We start from the raw sequence: 24627 nt of genomic DNA, 5'->3' as shown, positions 1-24627 counted from the left end.
ACTATTTTTGGATGAAATTTAAACGAGATATGAACTCAAACATCATCCTTTTCTTTGTTGCGATTTACTTCGTGGGTCTTTTGTTTATCGCTTGGCGCACCAGTAAAAATTCTGATAATCAATCATTTTTCATAGGAAACAAGAAAAGTAAATGGTGGCTCGTGGCATTTGGGATGATCGGTACAAGTTTGAGCGGCGTGACGTTTATTTCCGTTCCCGGGACGGTTGGGAAGCTAACTGGAACCGATTACATATACGGCGGATTTGAATATTACATGATGGTCATCGGATTTTTTCTCGGATACTTCATCGTTGCATTTGTCTTGCTTCCTCTTTATTATAGAATGAATCTGACTTCGATTTATACTTATTTAGGAAGAAGATTTAATGTTGAAGCGCACAAAACCGGTTCCATATTTTTTATTATTTCAAGAGGAATTGGTGCAACCGCAAGATTATTTCTGGTTATCAATGTTTTACAAATATTTTTATTGAATCAAATTGGAATTCCATTTTGGCTGACAACGATTGTCATTCTCTTGATGGTAGTACTATACACTTATGAAGGCGGCGTGAAAACCATTGTGGTAACGGATACTTTGCAGACGACTTTTATGCTTTTAAGTTTGGTGGTTTGTATCATTTATGTTTTAACGCAATTGGATTTATCTTTCGGAGAAGCTTACACTACTTTGAGCGAAAATAGTTATACGCATTTGCTTAATATGGACGGAAATTCAGCTACATTTTTTCTAAAAAGTTTAATTGGTGGAATGTTCATAACCATTGCCATGACGGGTTTAGATCAAGAAATGATGCAAAAAAACATAAGTGTAGACAATCTTTATAATTCAAAGAAAAATATGCTAACGTTTGCGTCTACCTTGTTGATTGTAAACTTTGCATTTTTGTTTTTGGGTGGATTACTTTATCTCTATGCAATGCAAAACGGAGCGGTTTATGGCGAGGGAATTTTTGGATTTGCAGACGAATCCGGTGAAATCACCAACATCATGGGCGACGACCTTTTTCCGGCGCTTTCCCTACAAGGTTTTTTCCCTATGTTTATTGCGGTAATTTTCATAATTGGTTTGATATCAGCATTGTTCCCTTCAGCTGATGGAGCATTGACTTCACTTACAAGTTCATTTTGTGTAGATTTATTGAAAATGAACGAAAATGAAAAATTACATGAAAAGCAAAAAAAGAAAATCAGAATTTGGGTGCACATTGCATTTACTTTAATATTCTTCTTGTTGATTTTAATTTTCAAATGGATCAATGACAAATCCATAGTATATCTCATCATGGGAATTGCAGGCTACACTTATGGTCCTTTATTGGGGTTATTTGCATTTGGGATTTTCACCAAACGAACCATTTCAATAAAGTTTTCAATTCTAAGTGTTGCATTGATTGCTCCCGCTGTAACTTATTTAATTAATGAATTTGTTTCAACCAATACAGATTACAAAATCGGTGTGGAATTAATTGTGTTGAATGGATTGTTAACTTTCATTGGACTTTGGTTTGTCAGTAAAAAGAATAATTCTAAATAGAATCCTAAAATTTAACCTTTTATTTATACATTTACGAATTCACAATAAATAGGTAATACATGAAAAAACTTTATCTCTCGGCTTTGCTGGCTTTTTTATCGGTCACAGCATGGTCACAGGAATCCCGTGTGCTGAATATGGCAAAAGGGTATTTCATTCAACATTCTACAGAATTAGGATTAAAAAATGCTGATTTTCAGGAATTAGAACTTCAAACCAATTATACGAATGAAAAAACAAATGTTGAACATGCTTATTTTCAACAATATCATTCAGGAATTCCGGTTTATAATGCGATTGCTAACTTTACTTTGAAAAATGGAGAAATCGCTCAATTCAATCACACATTTCAAAACAACGTTCCTCAAAAAGTTAATACTTCTCAAGCAAATTTAACGCTAGAACAAGCTGCGGCAACTGCTGCTCAGAATTTTGGTTCAACTTTAAACGCTGAAAACGGAGCTAGAATTAACACTAGCTTTGACAATGTTTTGGTTTATTTTCCTACTGAAGACGGAAAACTTACTTTGTCTTGGGTTTTGCATTTAAATGTAAAAATTGAAAATGAAATGCAAATAATGGAAGTTGTGGTAAATGCTCAAACAGGAGCAATTTTATCTCAACACAATCATCTGTTGAGCTGTAGTTTTGAACATGGGCATTTTACTAATCCAACTACAGAGTTTAAACAAAGTGAAAATGTTCAGTGGTTAAAAAATCAATTTGCAGTAAATACATTAAATGATGGCGCTCAATACCGTGTATTTAAACTTCCTATAGAAGCTCCAACTTTTGGAGAAAGAAGCTTGATATCATCCCCTGCTACGACTAATGGTTCTCCATTTGGATGGCATGACACCAACGGTTCTGAGGGAGCAGAACACAACTTTACGAAAGGAAACAATGTAGAAGCCGTAAATGATCAAAACAGTGACGGATTAAATTGGATCTACAATGGTGCACCATATACGTTTGCAGGACACGCACATGCAACAGACGGACTCATATTTGATTTTCCAATTGATTTTAATTCAAGTTTATACCAAAGTCCTGACGCATCTACAACTAATTTATTTTATATGAATAACGTAATGCATGATGTATGGTACCAATATGGTTTTACAGAAGCTGCAGGTAATTTCCAAGTAAACAATTATGGAAATGGCGGTGTCGGAGGTGACGAAGTAATGGCTTTCGGACAAACCGGGGAAGCATTAGGAGAAATGAACAATGCACGTTTCGGAACTCCTTCAGAAGGTGGCAATCCATTTATGATTATGTTTATGTGGACTTCTGCTCAGGGTGATGATCATTTATTTTCTGTAAATACAGCCGGTGAACATCAAGGGAATTATAGTGGAATTTTAGCCGGATTTGGAGGAGGACTCCCAATTCCGCCGATTACTGAAGATTTAGTTGTAATTCAGGATGCCGGAGGTGTCGATGTAAATGATGGTTGTGAAAATATCACAAACGGAGCTGCATTGAACGGAAAAATCGTAATGATTAAAAGAGGAAACTGTGACTTTGTTGTAAAAGTAAAAAAAGCGCAGGATAATGGTGCTAAAGCCGTAGTTATGGTAAACAACGTAGCGGGTGCTCCGATCACAATGGGCGGTGAAGATGCTTCAATCACAATTCCATCTGTAATGATTAGAAACACAGATGGAAACCCTATCATTGATGCCTTATTGGCAGGCACTACATTGAACGGCTCAGTTCCTAAAGAAGGTCACAATGATGGATATAAAGATGGAACATTTGATAATGGAATCGTTGCTCATGAATACGGACATGGAATTTCAACAAGACTTACAGGTGGCCCTGCTAATTCAGGGTGCTTGAATAATCAAGAACAAATGGGTGAAGGATGGAGTGATTATTTTGCATTGGTTATGACCATAGAACCTGGAGATCAAGGTGCTGACGGTAGAGGAATTGGAACATATGCCGTTTCTCAGCCAACTACAGGTGTGGGAATCAGACCAACCAGATATTCAACCAATATGACAATTAACCCATCTACCTATAATTCAATCAGTTCTGTTTCTATACCACATGGTGTAGGGTATGTTTGGGCAACTATGTTGTGGGATATGACTTGGGAGTTGATTAGCCAATATGGATTTGATCCGGATATCTACAACGGTTCAGGTGGAAACAACTTAGCAATGCAATTGGTAACTGACGGATTGAAATTACAGCCATGTGGTCCAGGTTTTGTAACAGGTCGTGACGCAATTTTGGAAGCAGATGAAATCAATAATGAAGGAGCAAACCATTGTAGAATCTGGAAATCTTTTGCAAGAAGAGGATTAGGTTATGGTGCATCACAGGGAAGCCCAAACAGCGTAAACGATGGTGTAGCTTCTTTTGATATGCCTCCGACTGAAGTATTAGATTGTACCAATATGGGTGTTTCAGATCTTACTAATTCTGAATTGAGTATATATCCTAATCCTACACGTGGTGAAGTTTACATCTTGACTGAAAAATCTTATAAAGACACTAACATTTCTATTGTAGATCTGACAGGTAAAACTGTTCATCAGACAAATTTAGATTTGAGCTCTAAACGTGGAACTTTAGATGTAAGCAGCTTACCAACGGGTGTGTATGTTATTAAAATAGATACAAAAGAAGGAATTATAACTAAAAAATTAATCAAAAAATAATTCTAAATTCTTTCAATAAAATTAAAGCCGTTTCGACCGAGTTGAAACGGCTTTAATAATTAATATTATATGATAATAATATGAATTGAAGAAAAAGAATGTGACTGCTCCTCAATGATTCAAAGAATCTTCCAAACTATCACACAATTAAGTTAAAACAATTTATAAGTCAATCCCCAAAAAACGCTGAAATTAATTGGTCCGATGTCTTTTCCGTATCCTGGAATTAAGAGCGGGTCGATACCTTCCTGTTTTTTGCTTCCGATATAAATTTCGGGACGGATAGAAACATCTGCATAAAAATTACTAAACAACTGAATCCTGCCTCCGCCAACAATTTCTACCCAGTAAGCACTCACGTTCTCTGCAGGAAGACTTCCATAATCATCTACTTGGTTTCCGGATAATCGAATCGGATACTGATTGATTTTTTGTTCATACATGGCATAGGCCACACGTGCACCGGTATAAAATCCGTTAGAAGGATCTTGATAATCCTGAGAAATGAACCAATTAAATCCAAGTTTGAAATAAAGTCCGTTCACATCTATATTCCAATCAAGTTCGTCATAAATATTTTTTTCATAACCTACTTCGGCTACGGCATTCCACTTACCTGTTATTCTGTATGAAATCATTGCTTGACCGCCCTGTTTATCAGAAAGCACGGACATAACCGGATTAAACAAATCGACACCTATGAAAAGATTTCCGCTTCTGTTTTTAGGTTTTAAGCTGTCAATTTTTTCAGAAACGACACTGTCAATTTTTACATTGATGCTGTCTTGCTGCGCAAATGACTGTGCTGCAAAAAGATTAATTATTATAATAAATATACAGATTTGTAGCTGCTTCATTTTCTAATACGTTTGATTCGCTTGGAGTTAAGTTTCTGATGGCGTTTTCAGTTGACTCATAATCTAAATCATCATAAGTAAGCCTGAAACCACAGGCCTTCGACACAAAAGAAGTGGTTGGAGTATAATTTACCGTCAATATGTCTGACTGTCCGGTAGGACGTAATTTGATTCTGAAATAATTAACAGATTCATCAAGTCCACCCAAAGGTAATTTAATGCTATCAGTTATTAACCATTTGTACAATGTATCGATGAGTTCTCCTTCAGAAGTTACTCTTTCAACAAATAAAGTATCAGTAAGATTTTCCTGCGTCTGAAGGGTTCTGAAAACTACTGTAAGATTAGGAGTTCCCTCTCCTACACATACGTCATCTTCTTCACAGGAAACTGCAAAAACTGCGGTGAAAATTATTCCTAAAACTAAAATTCTTTTCTTCATCATTTATAGATCAATTCTTTCCAAAAGTACAACATTTTCTACATGGTGCGTTTGCGGAAACATATCTACCGGACGAACCTTTTTGATTTCATACTGGTGTTTCATCAGCTCCAAATCACGCGCCTGTGTTGCCGAATTACAACTTACATAAACAACCCGTTTTGCATTGATTCTCAAAATGGTTTCCACTACATTTTTGTGCATACCATCGCGTGGCGGGTCTGTAATGATAACATCCGGCATTCCATTTTGTTCGATAAAATTATCATCGAAAATGTCTTTCATATCGCCACAATAAAAAGTACAATTGGTAATGTTATTGCGTTCCGCATTTGCATTTGCCGCATCGATTGCTTCCTGCACTGCTTCAACTCCTACAACTTTTTTCGCTTTTTTTGAAACGAATTGCGCGATGGTTCCCGTTCCTGTGTATAAATCGTAAACAACTTCATCTCCTTTCAAATCTGCAAAATCGCGTGTGATTTTGTACAATTCATAAGCTTGAGCAGGATTGGTTTGGTAAAAACTTTTGGGTCCGATTTTGAAATGCAGATCTTCCATTTCTTCCATGATGAAATCTTGTCCTGAAAAAATCTGAACATCCAAATCATAAATCGAATCATTTCCTTTTGGGTTAATGGCATAAAGCAACGAAACTATTTGCGGAAATTTATCTTGTAAATTTTGAAGAAATGCTTCGCGTTTTTCTTTGTCTTCTTTAAATAATTGAACCAAAACCATGATTTCTCCTTTTAAATTTGAACGAATCATCATCGTTCTCAGAAATCCTTCCTGGTTTTGCAAATCATAAAACTCATATCCGTTTTCATTTGCAAAACGTTTGGCTTCCAGGCGAATGGCATTGGAAGGTTCCGCCTGCAAATGGCATTCTTTGATGTCAAGAACTTTACTCCATTGCCCCGGAATATGAAATCCCAAAGCATTTCGGTTGTAATTTTCTTCCGTATTTCTGATTTCTTCCAAAGTCAGCCAGCGCGCATTGGAAAAGGAATATTCCAATTTATTTCTGTAATAATAATCTTCTGATGAACCTAAGATCGGAGTGATTTCCAAATCATGAAATCCACCAATTCTTTGCAAATTATTTTCGACTTCGTCTTGTTTAAATTTCAATTGGGTTTCGTAAGACATATTCTGCCATTTACAACCCCCACAAGTTCCAAAGTGAATGCATTTCGGATCGATCCGGTAAGGCGATTTCTTCAAAATTTCAACCGCATTTCCTTCCAGATAACTGCTTTTCTTTTTGTAAACGTTGACGTTGACAACATCTCCTGGAATTGCATCTTTGACCAAAACCGTTTTACCGTCAGGCGATTTACCTATTGAAATGCCTTTCGCACCTGCACGCAGAATTTCTATGTTTTCTAGAAAAATATTTTTTCCTTTTTTTCTTGCCATGACGCAAAGATACTTTTAATGTATAAATTGTATAAAGTAAAATTTAGAAAGTATTATCTGTAATAGGTTTAATTGTTTTATTTCTAAATATTGAATAATTACCACTTATTTAGAATTTCATATTTAATCCTACAAAAAGAAAATCGGGCACTGAGATTAAATCTCAATACCCGATTCCAATTATAAAGAACTATGATTTTTTGACTAGGCTAGAAATGATAATCTAGATGGATTAATGTTTTGGAGTAAATCCATCGTCGCTTAGTTCACGGTGCTCATAATCAGCAACCATTTCGTCAGCATAATCAATCTTATTCTTTTTGCCGAATCTGCGGATCAGACTGTCAAAGATTGAATAAACAACCGGGACTATAATCAACGTAAGGAACAATGATGAAATCAATCCACCGATGATTACCCACGCCAGACCATTGTTCATTTCAGCAGCTGCTCCACTTGCAATCGCAATCGGGATCATCCCGCAAACCATCGCAATGGTCGTCATCAAAATCGGTCTTAGACGCGCGTGGTTAGCCTGAACCAAAGCATTGTAAGTCGTTTCTCCTTCTTCTTTCCTATGGTTGGCGAAATCGACCAGTAATATCGCATTTTTACACACCAAACCAATCAACATGATCATCCCTAAAATGGTAAATATGTTCAAAGTATTATTGGTCAATGCTAAAATTACCATCACACCAATTAATGAAAGGGGTATCGAAAACAATACCACAAACGGGTATACATAACTGTTGTATAAACCAACCATTACCAGATAAACCAATATAATAGCCGCAAGCAAAGCGATACCCAATGTTCCGAAACCTTCTGACTGCATTTCCATATCACCACCCCAAACATAACTTACTCCTAATGGTTTGGGGATTTGGGAGAATTTTGTTTCCCATTCTGCAGCAACATCACCCAAAGGTCGACCAACTGACTGACCTCTTACAGTCACGGAAGGACTTTTATCTCTTCGATCCAAACCACTTGGCCCTGAAGTTTCAACTACTTCTGCAAATTGAGAAAGTTTAATCTGCTGTCCTTGATTATTGACAAAAATGAGGTTTTTAACATCATCAATGTTGGAGCGATTGAATTGGTCGTAACGGATGTTGATGTCATATTCATATTCTCCTGCACGAAACTTCGCATCTGTGTTTCCGCTGAAAGCTGTTTGCATGGTCATACCTACTGTAGTCAAATCCAGCCCAAGCAATGACATTTTGTCGCGGTCTACTTGCACGCTGATTTCAGGATTTCCATCTTCTACTGATAATTCAACCTCTGAAGCACCGCTGATTTTTTTCAATTCAGCTTCTGCTTTTTTTGCAAATACCATGGCACTATCAACCGACGGTCCTATCACAACCAGTTGTAATGGAGCGTCTTCTACACCCATAATTCCCATCGGGATTGTGCTAACCTTCGCTCCTATCAATTCTTTCTCTAATTCTCTTTTGAGCTTCGCCGCAAAAATGAAAGTACTCTCATCACGCAGCTTTTTATCGGTCAAAATAACTTGAATTTCAGATTGATAAGCAGTTGCTTGCGAACCGCTGAACCCGCTACTTAACTGACCAACAGTTGTAATCATATCGACTACTTCCGACTTTTGACGAATGTATTTTTCAGCTTTTTGTGTAGCAATATTGGTTTGCTCAAGTGAAGCATCTTTTGGTAATTCGATCTGAACGAGGAATTCTCCTTTGTCCATTTTTGGGAAAAATTCCCCACCGACAAATCCCATTCCTACCAAAGCCAGAGAAGAGAAGAATAAAATAACTGCAATAACAATTGTAAGAACTTTAGACCACCAAGCTTTAAGGGACCATTTTAGGATTCCGGAAACCCAGTTAGTAAATCTTGTCAATAATCCTTCAAATGCAAGAATAATTTTTTCGAAGAAATTTTTTCCTGTTATATGTTCTAATTTTCCAAACCTGGAAGAAAGCCAGGGAACAATTGTAAATGAAGCTAATAAAGAGAATCCGGTTGCAATCATTACCGTTACGGCAAATTGTTTAATGATGTTTGAAACGAAATCATTACTAATTGAAATCGGTAAGAATACTACTATAATTACCAATGTGATCGCTACTACAGTAAAACCAATCTCAGATGCACCATCATAAGCTGCACGGACTTTGTTCTTCCCCATTTCCATGTGTCGGTGTATATTTTCGAGCACAACAATCGCGTCATCCACCAAAATACCAACTACCAATGAAAGCGCAACTAAAGACATCAAGTTGAGGGTATAACCCATGAAATAAATCCCGATGAAAGTTGCAATCAATGAAGCCGGAATCGAAACCATAACGATGAATGCGTTTCTCAAACTATGCAGGAACAACAACATTACCGCTGCTACTAAAAAGATTGCTAGAAACAAGTCAAACATTACATTGTTTGCTGCTACCAAGGTCATTTCGCTGGTATCATTTGCCACTTTGAGCTGTACATTCTGAGCTTTATAGTCTGTCTGTATTTTATCAAGTTCTGCACGAACTTCTTCGCTTACTGCTACTGCATTTGCATCAGATTGTTTTTTTATCTGAAGCAAAATCGTGTTGCTTTGATTAAGTCTGGAAACCTTATCTGCTTCTTTCTGACTATCCTGTACATCAGCTATTTCTGATAATCTAACTTGTATTCCATTGTTACTGGAAACTACAAGATTTCTTAACTCCTCAACCGTTTGATATTTACCTGAAAGGCGTATAAGTGTAGTATTTTCACGTGTTTTTACATTTCCTGTCGGGAAGTCAAGATTGGAACTTTGGATCATCTGCATAACCTGCGGTACTGAAAGTCCATAACCCTCCAATTTATTTTGATTTAAACTTACTTGAATTTCTCTTTCCTGTCCTCCAATGATGTCAATCTGTGCCACACCTGGCACACGTGAAAGTATAGGTTGAATTTTTTTGTCGAGCAAATCATAAAATTCTATACTGTTCATATCAGATGTTGCCGCAATAGTTATGATAGGGAAATCATCTGCCGAAAGTTTTAATAATGACGGCGGATCTGCATCTTCAGGCAAATCTGCCAAAATGGTATTGACTTTACGCTGTGCATCATTTAGCGCATAATTGGTATCAGTTCCCGGATTTAACTGAATCATTACCATTGATAAACTTTCAAAGGATTTTGATTCAATTTTTTTAATGTTTTCCATGGAAGCAACTGCATCCTCGATTTTCTTGGTAACTGTGTTTTCCATTTCCGATGGTGATGCTCCCGGATACACCGTGGAAATTGTAATCATGTTGAACTCAAATTTCGGTATGAGTTCGTAACCCAACTGCGTATAGGAAAAAAGTCCTCCTAAAGTCAGAATTGTAAACAATGCGACTACAAGCGTGGGTCTTTTAATGGATATTTCTGCTAGTTTCATTCTTAATTTATTTTAGATTTTAGACATTAGATTTTAAACATTAGACTCTTTTTTCTTGTGTCTAGTGTCTTGCTTCTAAAATCTATTTAATGATTGACACTTTTGATCCGTCGGCTAAATTGACCTGCCCGCTCGTAACGACCGTTTCGCCGTCATTTAATCCGCTAAGAACTTCAATTTTATCACCGAAATTTCTTCCTGATGTAATTGTCGTTAATTTAACAATGCTGTCTTTCACTACAAAAACCTGATTGCTGTTTAAGCCTCCAACAAATGCTTGTCTTGGAACAACTAAAGCCGGTTTGGATGTAATTTCGTCTTTTGATTGAGAGAAAATTGCTGTTCCGTACATACCTGCTTTTAATTCATTTCCTGCACTGTTTGAAACCTGAATTTCAACAGGGAAATTCAAAGATGAGCTTGCTTTTGGAGCAATGAAAGTTACTTTTCCCGCGAATTCTTTTCCTGGAAAAACACTTGCAGTTACTTTGATATTGTCACCGACTTTTAAGTTTACAATCTGGTTTTCATTTACTTCTGCTCTTAATTTCAAGCTTGAAACATTTACGATTTCAAACATTTCTGTACCCGGATTTACATATGAACCAGGCTCGATCAATCTTGAATTTACAACACCGCTGATGGTTGCGCGAATGTTCATATCGCCTACTTTAAGTCTTGATTGATCTAATTGTGCTTTTGCATTTTTCAATTGTAATCTAGATTGATCAACTTGTTGTTGTGTTACACCGCCTGTTTTCAAAGCGTTTTCATAACGTTGATTATCTGTAATCGCATTTTGGTAAGCAGCCTGAGCAGCAGTTAAATCGATGGACTGAGAATCACCGCGAATCACCGCCAGAGTTTGTCCGACACGCACATAACTTCCTTCATCAACGAAAACTTTCAATACTTTCCCTGAAACTTCAGAAGGGAATTTCATTTCCTGAAATGGTTCGAAAGTTCCGTTGGCAACATAATCTACATTCATGTTTTCGAACTGGACTTTTGCTACGTTTACCGCAACACTTTCGTTTACCTGAGCTACGATTTTTGTTTCTTCTTCAGATTTTTTCTTATTATTTACAAGTGTCATTCCACCCCAAACCAAGAGCGCTCCGACGATGACTACAGTGAGTATAATTCTTACAATTTTCATAATCTTTATTTAATTGTTTTGATGTATATATTTTATTGTTGAGTTAATGTTTTTAATTCTCCTTTTGATTTTAATAACTGAACTTCAGCTAGTTTATATTGTAGAACAGCGTTTGAATAATTATTTCGGGCATCTACCAATGTATTTTGAGCTTCTAATAAATCGGTCAAAGTTGCCAATCCAAGCTGGTAATTACTTTGTGTATTGTTTACAACTTTCTGTGCCAAATCAACATTTTGCTGCTGGTTTTCGATTGCGATGTAGTTGTTTTCAATCTGAGATTTAGCATTTTGGTATTCCAAATCCAATCCGAGTTTTGTATCGATGATATCTTCCTGTAATTCTCTGATCTCGATATCTGCCATGCTAACTCTTGCTTTGGTTGCAAATCCGTTGAAAATTGGGATTTTAAGATTTAATCCAATTGAAGAAAAATCAGACCAATAAATGCCATCTTCCAACCCTGCTCCGATTGGGAATTTTGCTCCTTGTCCCATGTAATTGTAACTCGCAGACAAAGATAAAGTTGGATAATAAGCAGCTTTACGTGCTTCTTTCTGTAATCCTAAAAGTTCTTCCTGTTTTTTCAAAACTTTCATTTCGGTACGTCCTTCCACATCAATTTCATCAGCCAATAACATTTGTTCTACTGTAAAATCCTGATCTGCTAATTCAATTGGTTGCGCAATTGGCATTCCCATGTAAAATTTCAAAGAATTTTCCTGAAGCTGAACTGCATTTACCAGTTGCTGACGCTGCGTTTTGATGTTAGTTAACTGAACTTCTACTCTGTCTAAATCAATTTCGCGCGCCAATCCATTATCAAACAAACTTTTGATTACATTTCTTGTCTTTTCAATGTTAACATAGCTGCTGTCAATGGTTTCCAATTGCTCTTTCTGAACGAAAACATTGTAGTAAGCAGTTGCAACACGCTCGATTACTTGTTCTTCTGTCAATTGCGCATTGATTTGATAAAATTCACGTGTTGTTTTAGCCGCTTTCAAACCCGTGAAAACGGTCTGGTCAAAAATATTTTGCGTCAAAGTCGCTCCTGCAACTGAATTCCATTTTTGTCCCATTGCTAAAATGAGAAATGGTTCATCTGATGGTGGCATTCCTGGAAATCCATCAGCCGGAATTGCAGTTTCCTGTAAAATAGGATTGTAAGTAATAGAACCATTTGCACTTAAATTAGGCAAAGCTCCTGCACGTGCTTCCTGTATCTGGTATTCACTATTTTCGATTGCAAGCTTTGCTTTTTTGGCTTCGGCTTTATTTTGCAAAGCATACTCAACCGCATCTTTCAATGTGATTGTCTGCTTTTCCTGAGCAAAAACCGTTGCTGAAAAGAGCAAAGCCAGCAGATTAATTTTCAATATATTCTTCATTATCTATTAATTTTTAAACAATACTTTCATTATAATATCTTTTCTTTCATTGATGATTTTATCAAATTCTTCATCGCTTAATTTCATTGTCGATTGAAACAAAGGCCTTGCAGCCAAAGGAAAAGAAATAAGGGATACCATATTTAATATAAACTGAATAGGTTCCATCTTTTCGATGGTTCCTTTTTTCATTTCTTCTTCAAATTCTCTGTAAAAACGAGCCATAAATTTGTCCCAGTCTTCTTCTTCCTTATAAAAACAACCATCATTTATCCTTGTTATGATGTAAGTTTCCAGATATGGGAATTCTTGCCCTATTTTAAGTGAATCTTCAATAAATTTTTCAATTTTTTGTTTGAATGGCAATTCTGACAATAAAATTGCTTCTCTTTGTTCCTCTTCTGCACGCATTGCATCTTCAAAAATCAAGTTGAATAAATTGTCTCTTGAACGGAAATAATAATTAATCAAAGTTCGGTTGACACCCGCTGCATCTGCTACTTCCTGTGTAGTAGCATTGAATTTACCTTCAACAAAAAACAAGCGTTTGGCGGTCGATCTTATCAACTCTTCCGTTGCTTCATCTTTTTTAAGTGCTGACATTTACGTTTAATCTTTATGTTTAACTTTAATGTTTGACATTTTTGTCAATGCAAATGTATAACACGATTTTAACATGAACAAATGATTGTTGTCAGATTTTATATAAAACTAATTTTAATGTTTGCAGTAAACGTTTTTAGCGAATTTATTCTTCCAGTTCTCTTTAAATTTTTCTCTTTCTTCGGGTGACATATTTCTAATTTTAGAGAAGAACTGATCTCTTTTTAAATCTTTATTTTTCTTGAATCCATGGAATCCTCCGAATAAAATTTTACTCAAAACTAAGATTCCCATAGCCTGCCAGTAAGTGATTTCTTTCACTCCTACGACTTCCGGTAAAATCGAATTCCAAAGCCACATCACAATTCCTGTTAGTGCAAAAAGAATGAAAAATGGTATAATAAAAAGGAATTTTTTGTTTCTGAATTTATGTTTCATGACTGTTTTCTTAATTGTTATTTAAATCGTTATAAAGTTGGTTTAGCCTCATTCTCAAATGCTTTACAGCATACTGTTTTCGGCTGATAATGGTTTTTACATTTTCGTTTTGTTCGTCGGCTATTGTTTGTAAAGTTTTACCTTCAATTTCATTTTCTAAATAAACTTGTTTTTGCTTTTCGGGAAGCTCATCCAAAGCATTGAAAATTTCTTTCCAGATTTCATCTTGAAAATATTTTGCTTCCGGATTTTCATCATTATTTTCAAGTAAAAATTCCTGAATGAGCAAGCTTCCTTCTTCGTCTTCGTAAGTAAAATTTTCTAAGCTTTCAGTTCGTTTTTTCCTATAGTTATCAGTGATTTTATTTCTTGTTACTGAAAATAACCAACTGCTGATATTAACAATGTCTGAGATGTTGGATAAATTGCTGAATTGGTACCAAACTTCCTGCAAAATGTCTTCGGCATCCTCTAAGTTCCTGACTTTGGGACGAATGAAATCCATCAGCTTTCCATCATACTTGTCAACGGTCTTGGAAATGATATTTTCTTTTTCTGATTGGGACATTATGACGGATTCCATGCGTTCCATACTTTATAAGACGTATGAAATTTGGTTTTACTTTAAATTTATTTAAGAATTTTTATAAGTTTTAAGTAAATATCTGAAAATTAGCGTTATTTGATTCAATAATAATTCCCTTAGACTTTAATGAAGATTAAAAATTTAATCCGGAAACATTCATCTGCAAATTGGCTTTGGTGTCAATTACAACTGTCAAATAATTATCAAACAAAAGTATTTCAGAAGGTTTCAGCTCCAGAACATTTCCTTTGAGAAAAATTCCGGGATAATATTCTTTATTGAAACTGTCTTCAAGGCTTTGTTTGGAAGAAATTTCTATTTCCTGCATGGGAATGCCATATTCTTCGCCAATCATTCTTTTAATTTTCCCTTCGAACAAAGTAGCAACTGCTTTTTGGAAAAGATTTTTGGTTTTTAATTTGAAATCAATTTCGCTCAAACCAATTTTATGGTTGACCGCATCATACACCGGAATGCCTTTGATGATGGAAGTTCCCGTTACCTCACCCGTTGTTTGAGCTTCTATAACTATTTGTTGTTTTTCGGAATAAACTTTTATGTCTGTGATTTTGACTTTATTTTTTTCACTTGTGAGTACAAATTCTTTGTTTAGAAATTGTGCTTTTGCGAGATTGGTCGCTTCAATAAAAGAAATACTCGCCGTGGTTTTCAAATTAAAATCAGAAGGAATTGTTTCTTTCAGAATGAAATTGGGAAAAGTCTGAAGAGGAACGGAATTCGTAGGAATCTGCGCGATAAATGTTTCGGAATACAAATCTAAACTTACGGTTCCTTTGATGAAATCTGCATAAATTTTAATAGGCGACATGTAAACTGTCTGGGGTGTGAGTTTGAGCCATGTTTTGAACTCGGGAGAAATATTAAGAGGTGCATTAAATTGATTCCAAACTAATAATAAATAAGGTTTCAGGTCGAAACTTTCTTTGATTTTATCGTCGATTACGGCAGTAAATTTCTGTTGCTGTTCGATAAGTGTAGATTCAATTAAAGAAGCAATTGGAATTTTTACACTTCCATAATCGAGAACTGGTTTGACTCCCCATTCAAATCCATAAGTTTTTGTTTTAGTGTCCAAAGTCCAGTTGTTTTTCAAATCAACGGAAGTTATAAATTTCATTGTGATTTTGAAATTGGTATCGTTGTACACATATTTACCCATCGCGCCATATCCTTTCTCGGCCCATATTTTCAGCGGAACTTCGATAAGGAAACGGTTGTCTTTGATGGAGGTGAGTTTGATGTGTCCGTCTTTTTCTACTTTGGTTTTGAACTGGTCGTTATTGTTGTCTGTAAATGATTTGTCTTCATACAGAACACCTTTCACGGAATTGTTAATGAGGTTGTTGATTTCATCTACGGAAATAGAAATGGGTAGTGTAATACTGGATTTTATTCTGGGAAATGTATAAGATTCTGTTTGTGAAAATGCAAAGCTGCTGATTAAGAGCAGTGTGATGATAATTGATTTCATGCTGAAATGTTTCGTTGCCATACTGAGAACAAAAATAATCATCTAGAGAATTCGAATTTCATAAATTTTTGAGAAATTTGTTGAACCATTATTCTTAAAAAATACTCATCAACCTATAATCAATAAACCGTTTTCAATTTCCACCGCCTCTTTTCCCTGCTGAAACAACCTCGCGGTCAAATTACCTTTTAGTTCGATATTTCCATTCTGAACTTCTAACCAGCTTCCTTCACGAAGTCCCAAAACAGGTTGTGAATTAAACTTATGAAATTCCTTGATTCTCGTTTCTCTGGTTTCCCCTTTGTGCGTAGAATTAGGGTCAGGGTCGAGATAATGCGGGTTCAGATTAAACGGCAAAAACTCCAACGCCTCAAAACTCGGCGGATAAACAATCGGCATATCATTAGTCGTACCGATGGTCAATCCAGTGATATTGCTTCCGGCGCTGCTTCCCATGTACGGAATACCTTTTCCTATAACTTCACGCAACGTCGAAATCAAATCCAATTCATACAAAGTTTTTAGCAATAAAAATGTATTTCCGCCTCCGGTAAAAATTGCTTTTGCATTAAGTAAAGCTTCTTTTGGGTTATTAAATTCATGTAAACCTTTTACTCTTATACCTTTTGCAAAAAAGGCTTTTCGCGGTGCTTCCGTATAGTCGTCATATGTAACGCCTGACGGACGTGCGTACGGAATAAAGATAATTTCATCTACACCTAAAAATCTTACGGCATTATCTATTATATATTCCAGATAACCGCTTCCATGAACGGTGCTTGTGCTTGCAATGAGCAATTTGTAGTTGTTATTAATTTCCATAATTTCCGCAATTTATATTGAAAACCTAAATTATGGAAAGATTTTTGGTATTTTCGTTGAAACTTCTAACTAAAGACAATGTATAAATTCATTCTCACCCTGCTGACTTTGACTTCAATTGTTCCTTTGCTTGCTCAAACTGACAATGATCCGGTTTATGTAAACTATTATTTATTTCCGTCTCGGGACTTTAAGGAAATGGAGGGAAGCGCCGTTTACAGCCAGATAGAAGCCAATGTGATTTTGCCGGGATTTAACCTCGGCGAAAATACAAAAGTTTATACCAACCTTAATTATAAAATTTCCAGTTATAATTTCGAAGAGACTAATGCAGATTATTTGCCCGAACAGTTAAATGACATCCGTTTAGGGTTCATCGTTCGTCATAAAATCACTGAAAACTGGGAAGCAATCTTGGCACCACGCATCAATCTGAGAACCGATTTCGAAGAAAAATTATCAAAAAGAGATTTCTTTCCAAGCGTCCATTTATTAGGTGTACGCACAGCCAAAAACAATCCGGACTTCATGTATGGATTGGGCGTAAGTTACAACAATGAAGGCATCAAAAACCTTGTGGTTCCATTGGCAATTCTCCAATATAAAAATGAAGATATGCGTATTTATACCATCATTCCGAGTTTTGCGTATTTCATGATGACGCCTTCGCCTAAGTTTGAATATGGTCTGAGTGTCAACCTGGAAGCGGGATTATTTCACATAGACAGATTTTCTACTGATAATTCTCCTAATTACCTGAGCACACAAAACATTACAATTGCACCGACGATTGGTTATCAATTCTCTAAAAACTTTTGGTTAAATGTCAGGGCAGGTTATGCATTACCGGGCAAATACCATCTTCTAAATGCTGATTTTGACAATATCCCATTGACCGAAGAAAATTCTTTCAAAGGCGGATTGTATTTTTCAGGAGGTATTAGTTTGAGGGTAAAGGAAAAGGCGGAGTAATTTTTAAGATTTTGTTTGGATTAATTTAAAAACCTCAATCCCGATACAAAATCATATTTTCAAAAAGGATTAATTTACCCTTTGTATTAAACAAAAAATCATAATAAACTTTTAAAGAATCCTGATGAAACTTTGTTTGATTTAATGTTTTTTCATCAAACCATTTGATAAAAAACCTCTGTGAATCGGTTATTTGCTTATCGTACTCTTTTTTTTCAACTTTTTTATTCAAAGAATCAATCGTCAAACTGTCATAATATAGAATCGCAGAAATGTAACTATCAGAAGGTCCTGGAAGTAAACCTTGCGAATTATCAATAAACACATATTGAAACTTCACTTTATTAGGCTCTAAATTATTTACATCAAGAAGACTTTTAAACTTAGTCAGATTTTCAGAAGTTGTAATCGATTTGTTTTTTATCTGCACAGTTTCACTATCAGTATTTGGATTCCTATTTTGACATGAGAGAACAAAGAAAATGCAGGTAATTAAGGATAGATTTTTCATGACTTACTCATTTGACAGACTTTACTTTCCAAATAATTTACTCCAAAACCCCTTCTTGTTATTCTCAGGATATACAGTTGAGTTAGCTTTCCCAGAATCAGTATCAGATAAATTAAAAGATTGTGTATTGAATGCTGTTGTGCGGTAACTTATTGATTTTATTGCCTTATTTTTTGTATCATCAATTGTAGATAAAACAATTGAATCACCATTTTCGAAATTATCAATTTGAATATTATATTCCATTCCTAAAAACAAATCTTCTATAATATATTTTACTTTTTCAAAAACTTCTTTATCATCAAATACAATACTTCCCATTATTTTTATCCAACTATCACTTATTTTCATGAAGTAAAGGTTAAATTTATTAGGGCAATCTAAAAACATCTCATGTTCAGCAGCCTGTAAAGTATAATCATTATCATTGCCAAATTCCTGACTGACCATCATCCAAACTGCCGGAAAAGTAATGTTGATGAGATCTCCGGTTATGCCCCCTTTGTCAGAAAAATAAGTTCTTGTAAAAGGGTAAAAGAACCAACTGTTATAATCCGGATAGATTTGTTTTAATATTATTTGATGCCCGGAATGATGAGATTCCTGCTCTAATATTTTTTCTTTATTTTTAATGACATATCCCTCAGATGTACAGCGACCTCCATAACAATCTATATATACAAAAGCTATTTCCTTTTCAGGAAATTTACTTGATAATTCAGATACTCTGTCATGAATTGCTTCCCCAAAATAATTTTCGACCTCTATTTGATTTTTAAAATATTCATCAGGAAATTTATCAAAAGGATAATCTTTCCAATTTTCATTTGCTTGACAAATCAAACCGGCAAAAGGTTCAAAAAAATGCTTTGACATTAAAGAACTTAAAATTATTCAATAAATAATCTTTTATATCACTTTCATCATTTTCAGTTTTGATGATTATATTAAATGTCCTGTAACTCATTCATTTTTATTAAAGTAGTTGATAAATATCAAATATAAGAATTTTTAAATATTAAGTAAACTAGAAGAGTAATTGATATAATTATCACATTCAATATGCTTTCTTAATTTTCATCATTTAAAAAAGTTTCGAAAATTTCTTTTCTCATTCCATTTTCGTAATTGATATTTATAATGGAACTTAAATTATATTTTGTTGGGAAAAAGATTTGTCTTTTTTCTATGCTTTTCCCCATATAAAATTCTTTCAAAACAGTTTTTCCATTGATGCTGTAAATTAGAATATTTTCGTCCAAATTTTTAATTTCAAAAAGTTTACTGATACAATTAGAATTGCTTTCAAATTTATCAGGGAACCCCGAGTAATTTATTTCCAATTTGAAACATTCATTCTGATTTTTATCTTTAAAAATAATGCCTGATTCAATATCTGGAAAAGTGCTTTTCGAATCATTAAAAAAGAGAAGCAGTTGAGAACTATCGACTTTATTAATTATCAAGGTCACTGACTTTTCAAATCCACTCCCATTTTTTATAGAACTCTTGGCGATTTCAAATAAATTATTTTCACGGTTGGTAAATGCAGTATCATTTTTTATCTGCCATCCGTTTTCATAGACTTCCTTTATTTTTACAACATCTAAATAGCTTTTTAAAACTACTGCATTTAGAGGTTTCTCATCAAAAACATAATAATTTCTAAAGTCTTCGTTTTCTGCAGTTGAATACAGATTTGAATGATATGAACCAGTATAAACTATCGTGTCATAGACTTGTGAAAAAACAAAGCCGGAGAATAGATTGAAAATCAATATTATACAATGTCTAAAATTCATAACTTTTTTGATGATTATAGATAAACGCGCATAAATATATTTATTCAGATAGGTTTTTTTTGAGGGCAGCCGGTATATAGTTAGGAAAAATATCTGTTGAAATGGAGAGTATAGAGTTTTTTATTGATTGTATGATTATTTTACGCTCAGTGATTGTTCTATTGTTAAATAATTCTACAAAGTTTTCAGTTTCAATGTATAGATATCCATAAATCTCGTTATAGTTACCTGCTTTACTGTTTGAGGATGGAAGAGTAGAAAGCAAATTCTGAATTAGTTCAGTGTATTTTTGAAGAAAAGACTGACCCTCATTTGTCAATTTATCATCTCCTATAAAATCAAGATTTGTTCTTTCGTTTGCATCCAGAAAATTTGTAATTAAATTCGTCGCTAAATTAATCTCGTTTGCTTTCTGTTTGATAATATTAAAATCAGGTGAAATCATATTATCAATTATCTTTAAATATACATTATTGCTCCCTTGCAAGATAGAGTTTGTATTTAAATAATTATTATAAATCAATTGATCATATTTATCTTGACACTGACTGAAAATAGACGTAAGGACTATAATTAAAGTATAGAAATTTTTCATGGTTTTTAAAATTACAACAAAGATTATAATTCATTTATAATTTTAATGCCAAAGTAATTTTAATCACTGTAATAAAAAAATTGCTGAATGCAATAAGAGATTTCCTACCCAATCCTGCTCCACGCAATTTTATCCTGATGATACTTCAAAAAGTGGTTTCTTATCGGCGCATTTTCCGGCAAGTTGAGCTGAACATCCGCATTCAAAAGTTCTTCCGCCGAATGTCTTGCTGCCGTCAGCACTTTCTGATCCTTGGCCAAGTTTGCTAATTTGAAGTTAAGGTCACCGCTTTGCTGCGTACCCATCATATCCCCCGGACCGCGCAATTGCATGTCCACTTCCGCAATCTCAAAACCATCATTCGTATTACACATCGTCTGGATTCTCTTGTGTGCAGTTTCATTCAATCCGTCCGCTGTCATGAGGATGCAATAACTTTGTTCCGCGCCGCGTCCCACACGCCCTCTGAGCTGGTGCAGCTGCGACAAGCCGAAACGCTCTGCACTTTCTATCACCATCACCGACGCATTGGGTACATTTACTCCAACTTCTATTACAGTCGTAGCAACAAGTATCTGTGTTTCTCCTTTGATGAACCGTTGCATTTCATATTCTTTGTCCACAGGTTTCATCTTCCCATGGACGATGCTCACCGCATAATCAGGGAGCGGAAAGGACCTCGAAATGCTCTCATAACCATCCATCAGGTCTTTGTAATCCAGTTTTTCCGAACCCTCTATCAGCGGATAAACCACATACACCTGACGGCCTTTTGCAATTTCATCTTTGATGAATTTAAAAACCGCTAATCGATGCGTATCTTTTCTGTGAACCGTTTGGATAGGCTTTCGTCCACTCGGCAATTCATCAATGACCGAAACATCCAAATCCCCATACAAACTCATGGCGAGTGTACGCGGAATCGGCGTCGCCGTCATCACGAGTATATGTGGCGGCAGATTGTTTTTCTTCCAGAACTTCGCTCTTTGCGCCACTCCGAAACGATGTTGCTCGTCGATGATCGTTAATCCAAGATTGTTAAAAACTACATTGTCTTCCAGAAGCGCATGAGTACCAATGAGTATTTTTAATTCTCCTGAATTTAATTTTTCAAAAATGATTCTGCGCTCTTTTATTCTGGTGGAACCTGTTAGCAAAGCTACTTCCACGTCCATATCCGCAAGGTATTCTTTGATGGAATTGTAATGTTGCTGCGCAAGAATTTCGGTAGGTGCCATGAGTGCTGACTGGTAACCATTGTCTGTCGCAATCAGCATCGACAAAAGTGCCACCATCGTTTTGCCGCTTCCCACATCACCCTGCAAAAGACGGTTCATCTGTACAGGTTTTCCCAGATCGGAACGGATTTCCTTGATCACTCTTTTCTGCGCACCCGTCAGTTCAAACGGCAAATGGTTTTCGTAAAATGTATTGAACTGATTTCCTACAGAAGTAAACTCATGACTTCTAAATTTACTTTTATGGCTTAATTTTTTGATCAATAATCCCAGCTGTAAGAAGAAAAATTCTTCAAATTTTAGCCTAGATTCCGCTTTTTTTAAATCTTCAGGATTCTGAGGGAAATGTATCGCCTGAAATGTTTTCTTCCTCGGGAGAAATTTATACTGATTGATAATTGATTCGGACAAAGTTTCCTCCATCAATTGAATTTCGGACAACAACTGCATCTGAAGTTTTTGCATTACACGATTGCTGATGCCTTTTTTCTGCATTAACTCCGTACTGGAATAAACAGGATACAAACCGACGGGAACGGATTGGTGATTTTCCACCGTTTCCATTTCGGGATGTACGATGTTAAATCTTCCATTGAATTCAGAAGGCTTCCCATAAATGACCATCGGAACGCCGACTGATTTTTCGATGGTTTCTTTGAGCCATTTGGTGTATTTGAACCAAACAAGTTCCATCTGTCCGGTTTCGTCTTCGAGTTTAGCGACCAATCTTTTCCCTCTCGCCTGACCAATTTCCTGAATATTTGAAATCTTCCCTATAATCTGAACTTCCGCAGAAGAATCAATCATCTGGTTGATTTTATAATACTTTGAACGGTCCACATACCGAAACGGAAAATGGTTCAATAAATCTTCATAACGGAAAATTCCCAGCTCAGACTGAAGCGTTTTGGCCCGTTCAGGACCGACGCCTTTGAGGTATTCAATCGGAGTTTTGAGGAAATCAGCCATTTAGTCAACTAATTTTTGTGCGACAATAAAAACATGTTTCTCAGGAAATTGGTCGAGCTCCAAATGTTTGCATTCACAATTTGATTCAGCCAAAATTTTTAAATTTTCATTGATCCCAATTGAACTGTAATAAAATTTCTCATCATGCCAATCGCTGTAATGTTCGCCCACAGCATCGCCTAATGTATAGATTAAAATCCCTTCCGGATGGAGAATCGAACAAATTTTGGTCAAAACATTTTTTTGTTCATTCAAAGGAAGGTGAAACAAACTGTCCCAGGCAACGATGAAATCAAATTTTTTATCGGTTTGCCAAGTGATGATATTTTCATTGAGGAATTTAGGTTCGGGATGTTTCTTTTGTGCCAATTCAATCATTTTTGAAGAAGCATCGATTCCGGTAACTTCAAATCCGTACTGAATTAACCTATCAATCATTCTTCCACCCGAACCGCAACCAATGTCCAACGCAGAATTTGTATGTTTTACAAATTGCAAAGCAAGTTCAAGCTGTTTCATTCCATAATCTGAATCGATATGGAACTCATCCCACCAATTCGCTATTTTATCATACAATTCTCCCGTATTGTGCATTCTGCGAATTTAATTAAACAATTCGGAAACGATTTTAAAAGATTCCAATTTTGTTTCCAAATCATGGATGTGGCTCGTGACCATGATTTCGTCAATTTCCGTATCAGCAATGAATTTTTCGAGTTTAGTTTGAACCGTTTCTTTACTTCCGATGAAACTGTAAGTGGTCATGGAATTGACTGCATTTTGAATTTCGGGTACGCTGATTAATTCAGACAATTCACCTGCAGGCAACAATCCGCGCCCTGTATTTCCCGTCACCAAATTGATGATCATGTTGAAATAACTCGAGGAAATGTAATGCGCTTCGTCGTCTGTTTCGGCTACAATTGCGTTGATACAAGCCATCATGTAGGGCTTTTCTAAATATTCAGAAGGCTGGAAATGATTGCGGTAAATGTTAATCGCAGGATGAAATTGGTTCGGCGCAAAATGCGTCGCAAAAGCATACGGCAAGCCCATTTGAGCTGCCAAATATGCGCTGTCAGTACTTGAACCTAAAATCCAAACCGGAACATCTAATCCTTTTCCCGGGAAAGCATTTACTTTTGAATCAGGATTTTTCGGATTGAAATAATTCATTAATTCTTCAACTTCCTGCGGGAAGTTTTGTGCGTTTTTGAGATGATCTCTGCGCAAAGCATGAGCGGTCAATTGGTCGGTTCCGGGTGCGCGTCCCAAACCTAAATCAATGCGTCCTGGATAAAGGGTTTCCAGTGTCCCGAATTGTTCAGCAATGACTAGTGGTGAATGGTTCGGAAGCATAATTCCGCCTGAACCTACCCGGATCTTTTTGGTATTTAATGCTGCCAGTTGGATTAGCAAAGCTGTCGCCGAACTGGCTATGTGCGGCATATTGTGGTGTTCCGCATACCAAATCCGGCTGTAATTTAATTCATCGGCCTGTTGTGCGATTTTGACGCTATTTTCAATTCCTTCTTTGGCATTTGAGCCTTCATTTACGATGGCCAATTCCAATACGGAAACAGGTATTTTCAACATATTTTAATTTTGTAAACAAAGTTACAGCGTGTAAAATTGAGATAACCTGGATTTCAATCAAAAAATCAAATGGGGCGATTTTTTAAGTTTAA

General features: G+C 35.7%; 21 protein-coding genes. 3 read left to right on the top strand and 18 right to left on the bottom strand.

The annotated features are described in order from the left end of the window. Positions 1-29 precede the first annotated feature (29 nt). Together B8977_RS04100 and B8977_RS04095 are read left to right on the top strand one after the other, a co-directional pair. Positions 30-1559: a sodium:solute symporter gene (locus B8977_RS04100; protein WP_084016408.1), complete on the top strand. Its 1530-nt coding sequence runs from the start codon at positions 30-32 to the stop codon at positions 1557-1559. A gap of 59 nt (positions 1560-1618) precedes the next feature. Next, entirely contained in the window at positions 1619-4234 is a 2616-nt protein-coding gene (locus B8977_RS04095; RefSeq protein WP_084016407.1) for a T9SS-dependent M36 family metallopeptidase, read from the top strand. 152 nt (positions 4235-4386) lie between these two features. Here the strand turns inward: B8977_RS04095 and B8977_RS04090 are convergent, their stop codons facing one another. The 11 genes from B8977_RS04090 to pepE all read right to left on the bottom strand — a co-directional run bounded on the left by B8977_RS04090 (position 4387) and on the right by pepE (position 16852). Beyond that, a complete protein-coding gene (locus B8977_RS04090) occupies positions 4387-5091 on the bottom strand; it encodes a DUF6048 family protein (protein WP_084016406.1) in 705 nt (234 codons plus the stop codon). Then, a complete protein-coding gene (locus tag B8977_RS04085; RefSeq protein WP_084016405.1) occupies positions 5051-5536 on the bottom strand; it encodes a DUF6452 family protein in 486 nt (161 codons plus the stop codon). The genes B8977_RS04090 and B8977_RS04085 overlap by 41 nt, the downstream gene beginning before the upstream one ends. Continuing rightward, positions 5537-6955, bottom strand: coding sequence for a 23S rRNA (uracil(1939)-C(5))-methyltransferase RlmD (gene rlmD / locus B8977_RS04080; protein ID WP_084016404.1), 1419 nt, complete (start codon positions 6953-6955; stop codon positions 5537-5539). Between the two features lie 232 nt (positions 6956-7187). Further along, a complete protein-coding gene (locus B8977_RS04075; protein WP_084016403.1) occupies positions 7188-10361 on the bottom strand; it encodes an efflux RND transporter permease subunit in 3174 nt (1057 codons plus the stop codon). 82 nt (positions 10362-10443) lie between these two features. Beyond that, positions 10444-11520 carry an efflux RND transporter periplasmic adaptor subunit gene (locus tag B8977_RS04070; RefSeq protein WP_185116597.1) on the bottom strand — a complete coding sequence of 359 codons (1077 nt, stop codon included), beginning with the start codon at positions 11518-11520 and terminating at the stop codon, positions 10444-10446. 32 nt (positions 11521-11552) lie between these two features. Continuing rightward, positions 11553-12911, bottom strand: coding sequence for a TolC family protein (locus B8977_RS04065; RefSeq protein ID WP_084016402.1), 1359 nt, complete (start codon positions 12909-12911; stop codon positions 11553-11555). Positions 12912-12917: 6 nt separating this feature from the next. Further along, positions 12918-13514 (bottom strand): TetR/AcrR family transcriptional regulator, encoded by a 597-nt coding sequence (locus B8977_RS04060; protein ID WP_084016401.1) that lies wholly within the window; start codon positions 13512-13514, stop codon positions 12918-12920. Between the two features lie 114 nt (positions 13515-13628). Then, on the bottom strand, positions 13629-13952 hold the full coding sequence (locus B8977_RS04055; RefSeq protein ID WP_084016400.1) for a hypothetical protein: 324 nt from the start codon (positions 13950-13952) through the stop codon (positions 13629-13631). A 10-nt stretch (positions 13953-13962) separates the two neighbouring features. Beyond that, on the bottom strand, positions 13963-14535 hold the full coding sequence (locus B8977_RS04050) for an RNA polymerase sigma factor (RefSeq protein WP_185116596.1): 573 nt from the start codon (positions 14533-14535) through the stop codon (positions 13963-13965). Positions 14536-14671: 136 nt separating this feature from the next. Next, entirely contained in the window at positions 14672-16030 is a 1359-nt protein-coding gene (locus B8977_RS04045; protein WP_084016589.1) for a DUF4403 family protein, read from the bottom strand. Between the two features lie 108 nt (positions 16031-16138). Further along, on the bottom strand, positions 16139-16852 hold the full coding sequence (gene pepE, locus B8977_RS04040) for a dipeptidase PepE (RefSeq protein WP_084016398.1): 714 nt from the start codon (positions 16850-16852) through the stop codon (positions 16139-16141). A gap of 78 nt (positions 16853-16930) precedes the next feature. Between pepE and B8977_RS04035 the strand changes: the two genes are divergently transcribed. Then, entirely contained in the window at positions 16931-17824 is an 894-nt protein-coding gene (locus B8977_RS04035) for a DUF6268 family outer membrane beta-barrel protein (protein ID WP_084016397.1), read from the top strand. 34 nt (positions 17825-17858) lie between these two features. Here B8977_RS04035 and B8977_RS04030 read toward each other — a convergent pair whose 3' ends face one another. The 7 genes from B8977_RS04030 to B8977_RS04000 all read right to left on the bottom strand — a co-directional run bounded on the left by B8977_RS04030 (position 17859) and on the right by B8977_RS04000 (position 24535). Next, positions 17859-18335 carry a hypothetical protein gene (locus B8977_RS04030; protein ID WP_084016396.1) on the bottom strand — a complete coding sequence of 159 codons (477 nt, stop codon included), beginning with the start codon at positions 18333-18335 and terminating at the stop codon, positions 17859-17861. Between the two features lie 21 nt (positions 18336-18356). Then, on the bottom strand, positions 18357-19211 hold the full coding sequence (locus B8977_RS04025) for a hypothetical protein (RefSeq protein WP_084016395.1): 855 nt from the start codon (positions 19209-19211) through the stop codon (positions 18357-18359). Positions 19212-19405: 194 nt separating this feature from the next. Then, positions 19406-20137 carry a hypothetical protein gene (locus B8977_RS04020; protein WP_143736316.1) on the bottom strand — a complete coding sequence of 244 codons (732 nt, stop codon included), beginning with the start codon at positions 20135-20137 and terminating at the stop codon, positions 19406-19408. Positions 20138-20177: 40 nt separating this feature from the next. Further along, positions 20178-20732, bottom strand: coding sequence for a hypothetical protein (locus B8977_RS04015; RefSeq protein ID WP_084016393.1), 555 nt, complete (start codon positions 20730-20732; stop codon positions 20178-20180). A 104-nt stretch (positions 20733-20836) separates the two neighbouring features. Then, complete coding sequence (recG, locus tag B8977_RS04010; protein ID WP_084016392.1) at positions 20837-22939, bottom strand: ATP-dependent DNA helicase RecG; 2103 nt, start codon at positions 22937-22939, stop codon at positions 20837-20839. Beyond that, the gene (locus B8977_RS04005; RefSeq protein ID WP_084016391.1) at positions 22940-23533 is read right to left on the bottom strand and encodes a class I SAM-dependent DNA methyltransferase; all 594 of its coding nucleotides are present in this window, start codon (positions 23531-23533) and stop codon (positions 22940-22942) included. Between the two features lie 9 nt (positions 23534-23542). Next, positions 23543-24535 carry an LLM class flavin-dependent oxidoreductase gene (locus B8977_RS04000; protein WP_084016390.1) on the bottom strand — a complete coding sequence of 331 codons (993 nt, stop codon included), beginning with the start codon at positions 24533-24535 and terminating at the stop codon, positions 23543-23545. Positions 24536-24627: the final 92 nt, after the last annotated feature.

Source organism: Moheibacter sediminis (genome assembly GCF_900176425.1).
Taxonomy (GTDB): domain Bacteria; phylum Bacteroidota; class Bacteroidia; order Flavobacteriales; family Weeksellaceae; genus Moheibacter; species Moheibacter sediminis.
The sequence above is the reverse complement of the archived record's forward strand: the minus strand, read 5'-3'. Positions and strand labels throughout refer to the sequence as shown.

What these genes read in the sequence shown, in the direction of transcription:
- B8977_RS04100 (WP_084016408.1), top strand. Translation starts at nt 30, where the DNA reads ATGAACTCAAACATCATCCTTTTCTTTGTTGCGATTTACTTCGTGGGT.
- B8977_RS04095 (WP_084016407.1), top strand. Translation starts at nt 1,619, where the DNA reads ATGAAAAAACTTTATCTCTCGGCTTTGCTGGCTTTTTTATCGGTCACA.
- B8977_RS04090 (WP_084016406.1), bottom strand. Translation starts at nt 5,091, where the DNA reads ATGAAGCAGCTACAAATCTGTATATTTATTATAATAATTAATCTTTTT.
- B8977_RS04085 (WP_084016405.1), bottom strand. Translation starts at nt 5,536, where the DNA reads ATGATGAAGAAAAGAATTTTAGTTTTAGGAATAATTTTCACCGCAGTT.
- rlmD (WP_084016404.1), bottom strand. Translation starts at nt 6,955, where the DNA reads ATGGCAAGAAAAAAAGGAAAAAATATTTTTCTAGAAAACATAGAAATT.
- B8977_RS04075 (WP_084016403.1), bottom strand. Translation starts at nt 10,361, where the DNA reads ATGAAACTAGCAGAAATATCCATTAAAAGACCCACGCTTGTAGTCGCA.
- B8977_RS04070 (WP_185116597.1), bottom strand. Translation starts at nt 11,520, where the DNA reads ATGAAAATTGTAAGAATTATACTCACTGTAGTCATCGTCGGAGCGCTC.
- B8977_RS04065 (WP_084016402.1), bottom strand. Translation starts at nt 12,911, where the DNA reads ATGAAGAATATATTGAAAATTAATCTGCTGGCTTTGCTCTTTTCAGCA.
- B8977_RS04060 (WP_084016401.1), bottom strand. Translation starts at nt 13,514, where the DNA reads ATGTCAGCACTTAAAAAAGATGAAGCAACGGAAGAGTTGATAAGATCG.
- B8977_RS04055 (WP_084016400.1), bottom strand. Translation starts at nt 13,952, where the DNA reads ATGAAACATAAATTCAGAAACAAAAAATTCCTTTTTATTATACCATTT.
- B8977_RS04050 (WP_185116596.1), bottom strand. Translation starts at nt 14,535, where the DNA reads ATGGAATCCGTCATAATGTCCCAATCAGAAAAAGAAAATATCATTTCC.
- B8977_RS04045 (WP_084016589.1), bottom strand. Translation starts at nt 16,030, where the DNA reads ATGAAATCAATTATCATCACACTGCTCTTAATCAGCAGCTTTGCATTT.
- pepE (WP_084016398.1), bottom strand. Translation starts at nt 16,852, where the DNA reads ATGGAAATTAATAACAACTACAAATTGCTCATTGCAAGCACAAGCACC.
- B8977_RS04035 (WP_084016397.1), top strand. Translation starts at nt 16,931, where the DNA reads ATGTATAAATTCATTCTCACCCTGCTGACTTTGACTTCAATTGTTCCT.
- B8977_RS04030 (WP_084016396.1), bottom strand. Translation starts at nt 18,335, where the DNA reads ATGAAAAATCTATCCTTAATTACCTGCATTTTCTTTGTTCTCTCATGT.
- B8977_RS04025 (WP_084016395.1), bottom strand. Translation starts at nt 19,211, where the DNA reads ATGTCAAAGCATTTTTTTGAACCTTTTGCCGGTTTGATTTGTCAAGCA.
- B8977_RS04020 (WP_143736316.1), bottom strand. Translation starts at nt 20,137, where the DNA reads ATGAATTTTAGACATTGTATAATATTGATTTTCAATCTATTCTCCGGC.
- B8977_RS04015 (WP_084016393.1), bottom strand. Translation starts at nt 20,732, where the DNA reads ATGAAAAATTTCTATACTTTAATTATAGTCCTTACGTCTATTTTCAGT.
- recG (WP_084016392.1), bottom strand. Translation starts at nt 22,939, where the DNA reads ATGGCTGATTTCCTCAAAACTCCGATTGAATACCTCAAAGGCGTCGGT.
- B8977_RS04005 (WP_084016391.1), bottom strand. Translation starts at nt 23,533, where the DNA reads ATGCACAATACGGGAGAATTGTATGATAAAATAGCGAATTGGTGGGAT.
- B8977_RS04000 (WP_084016390.1), bottom strand. Translation starts at nt 24,535, where the DNA reads ATGTTGAAAATACCTGTTTCCGTATTGGAATTGGCCATCGTAAATGAA.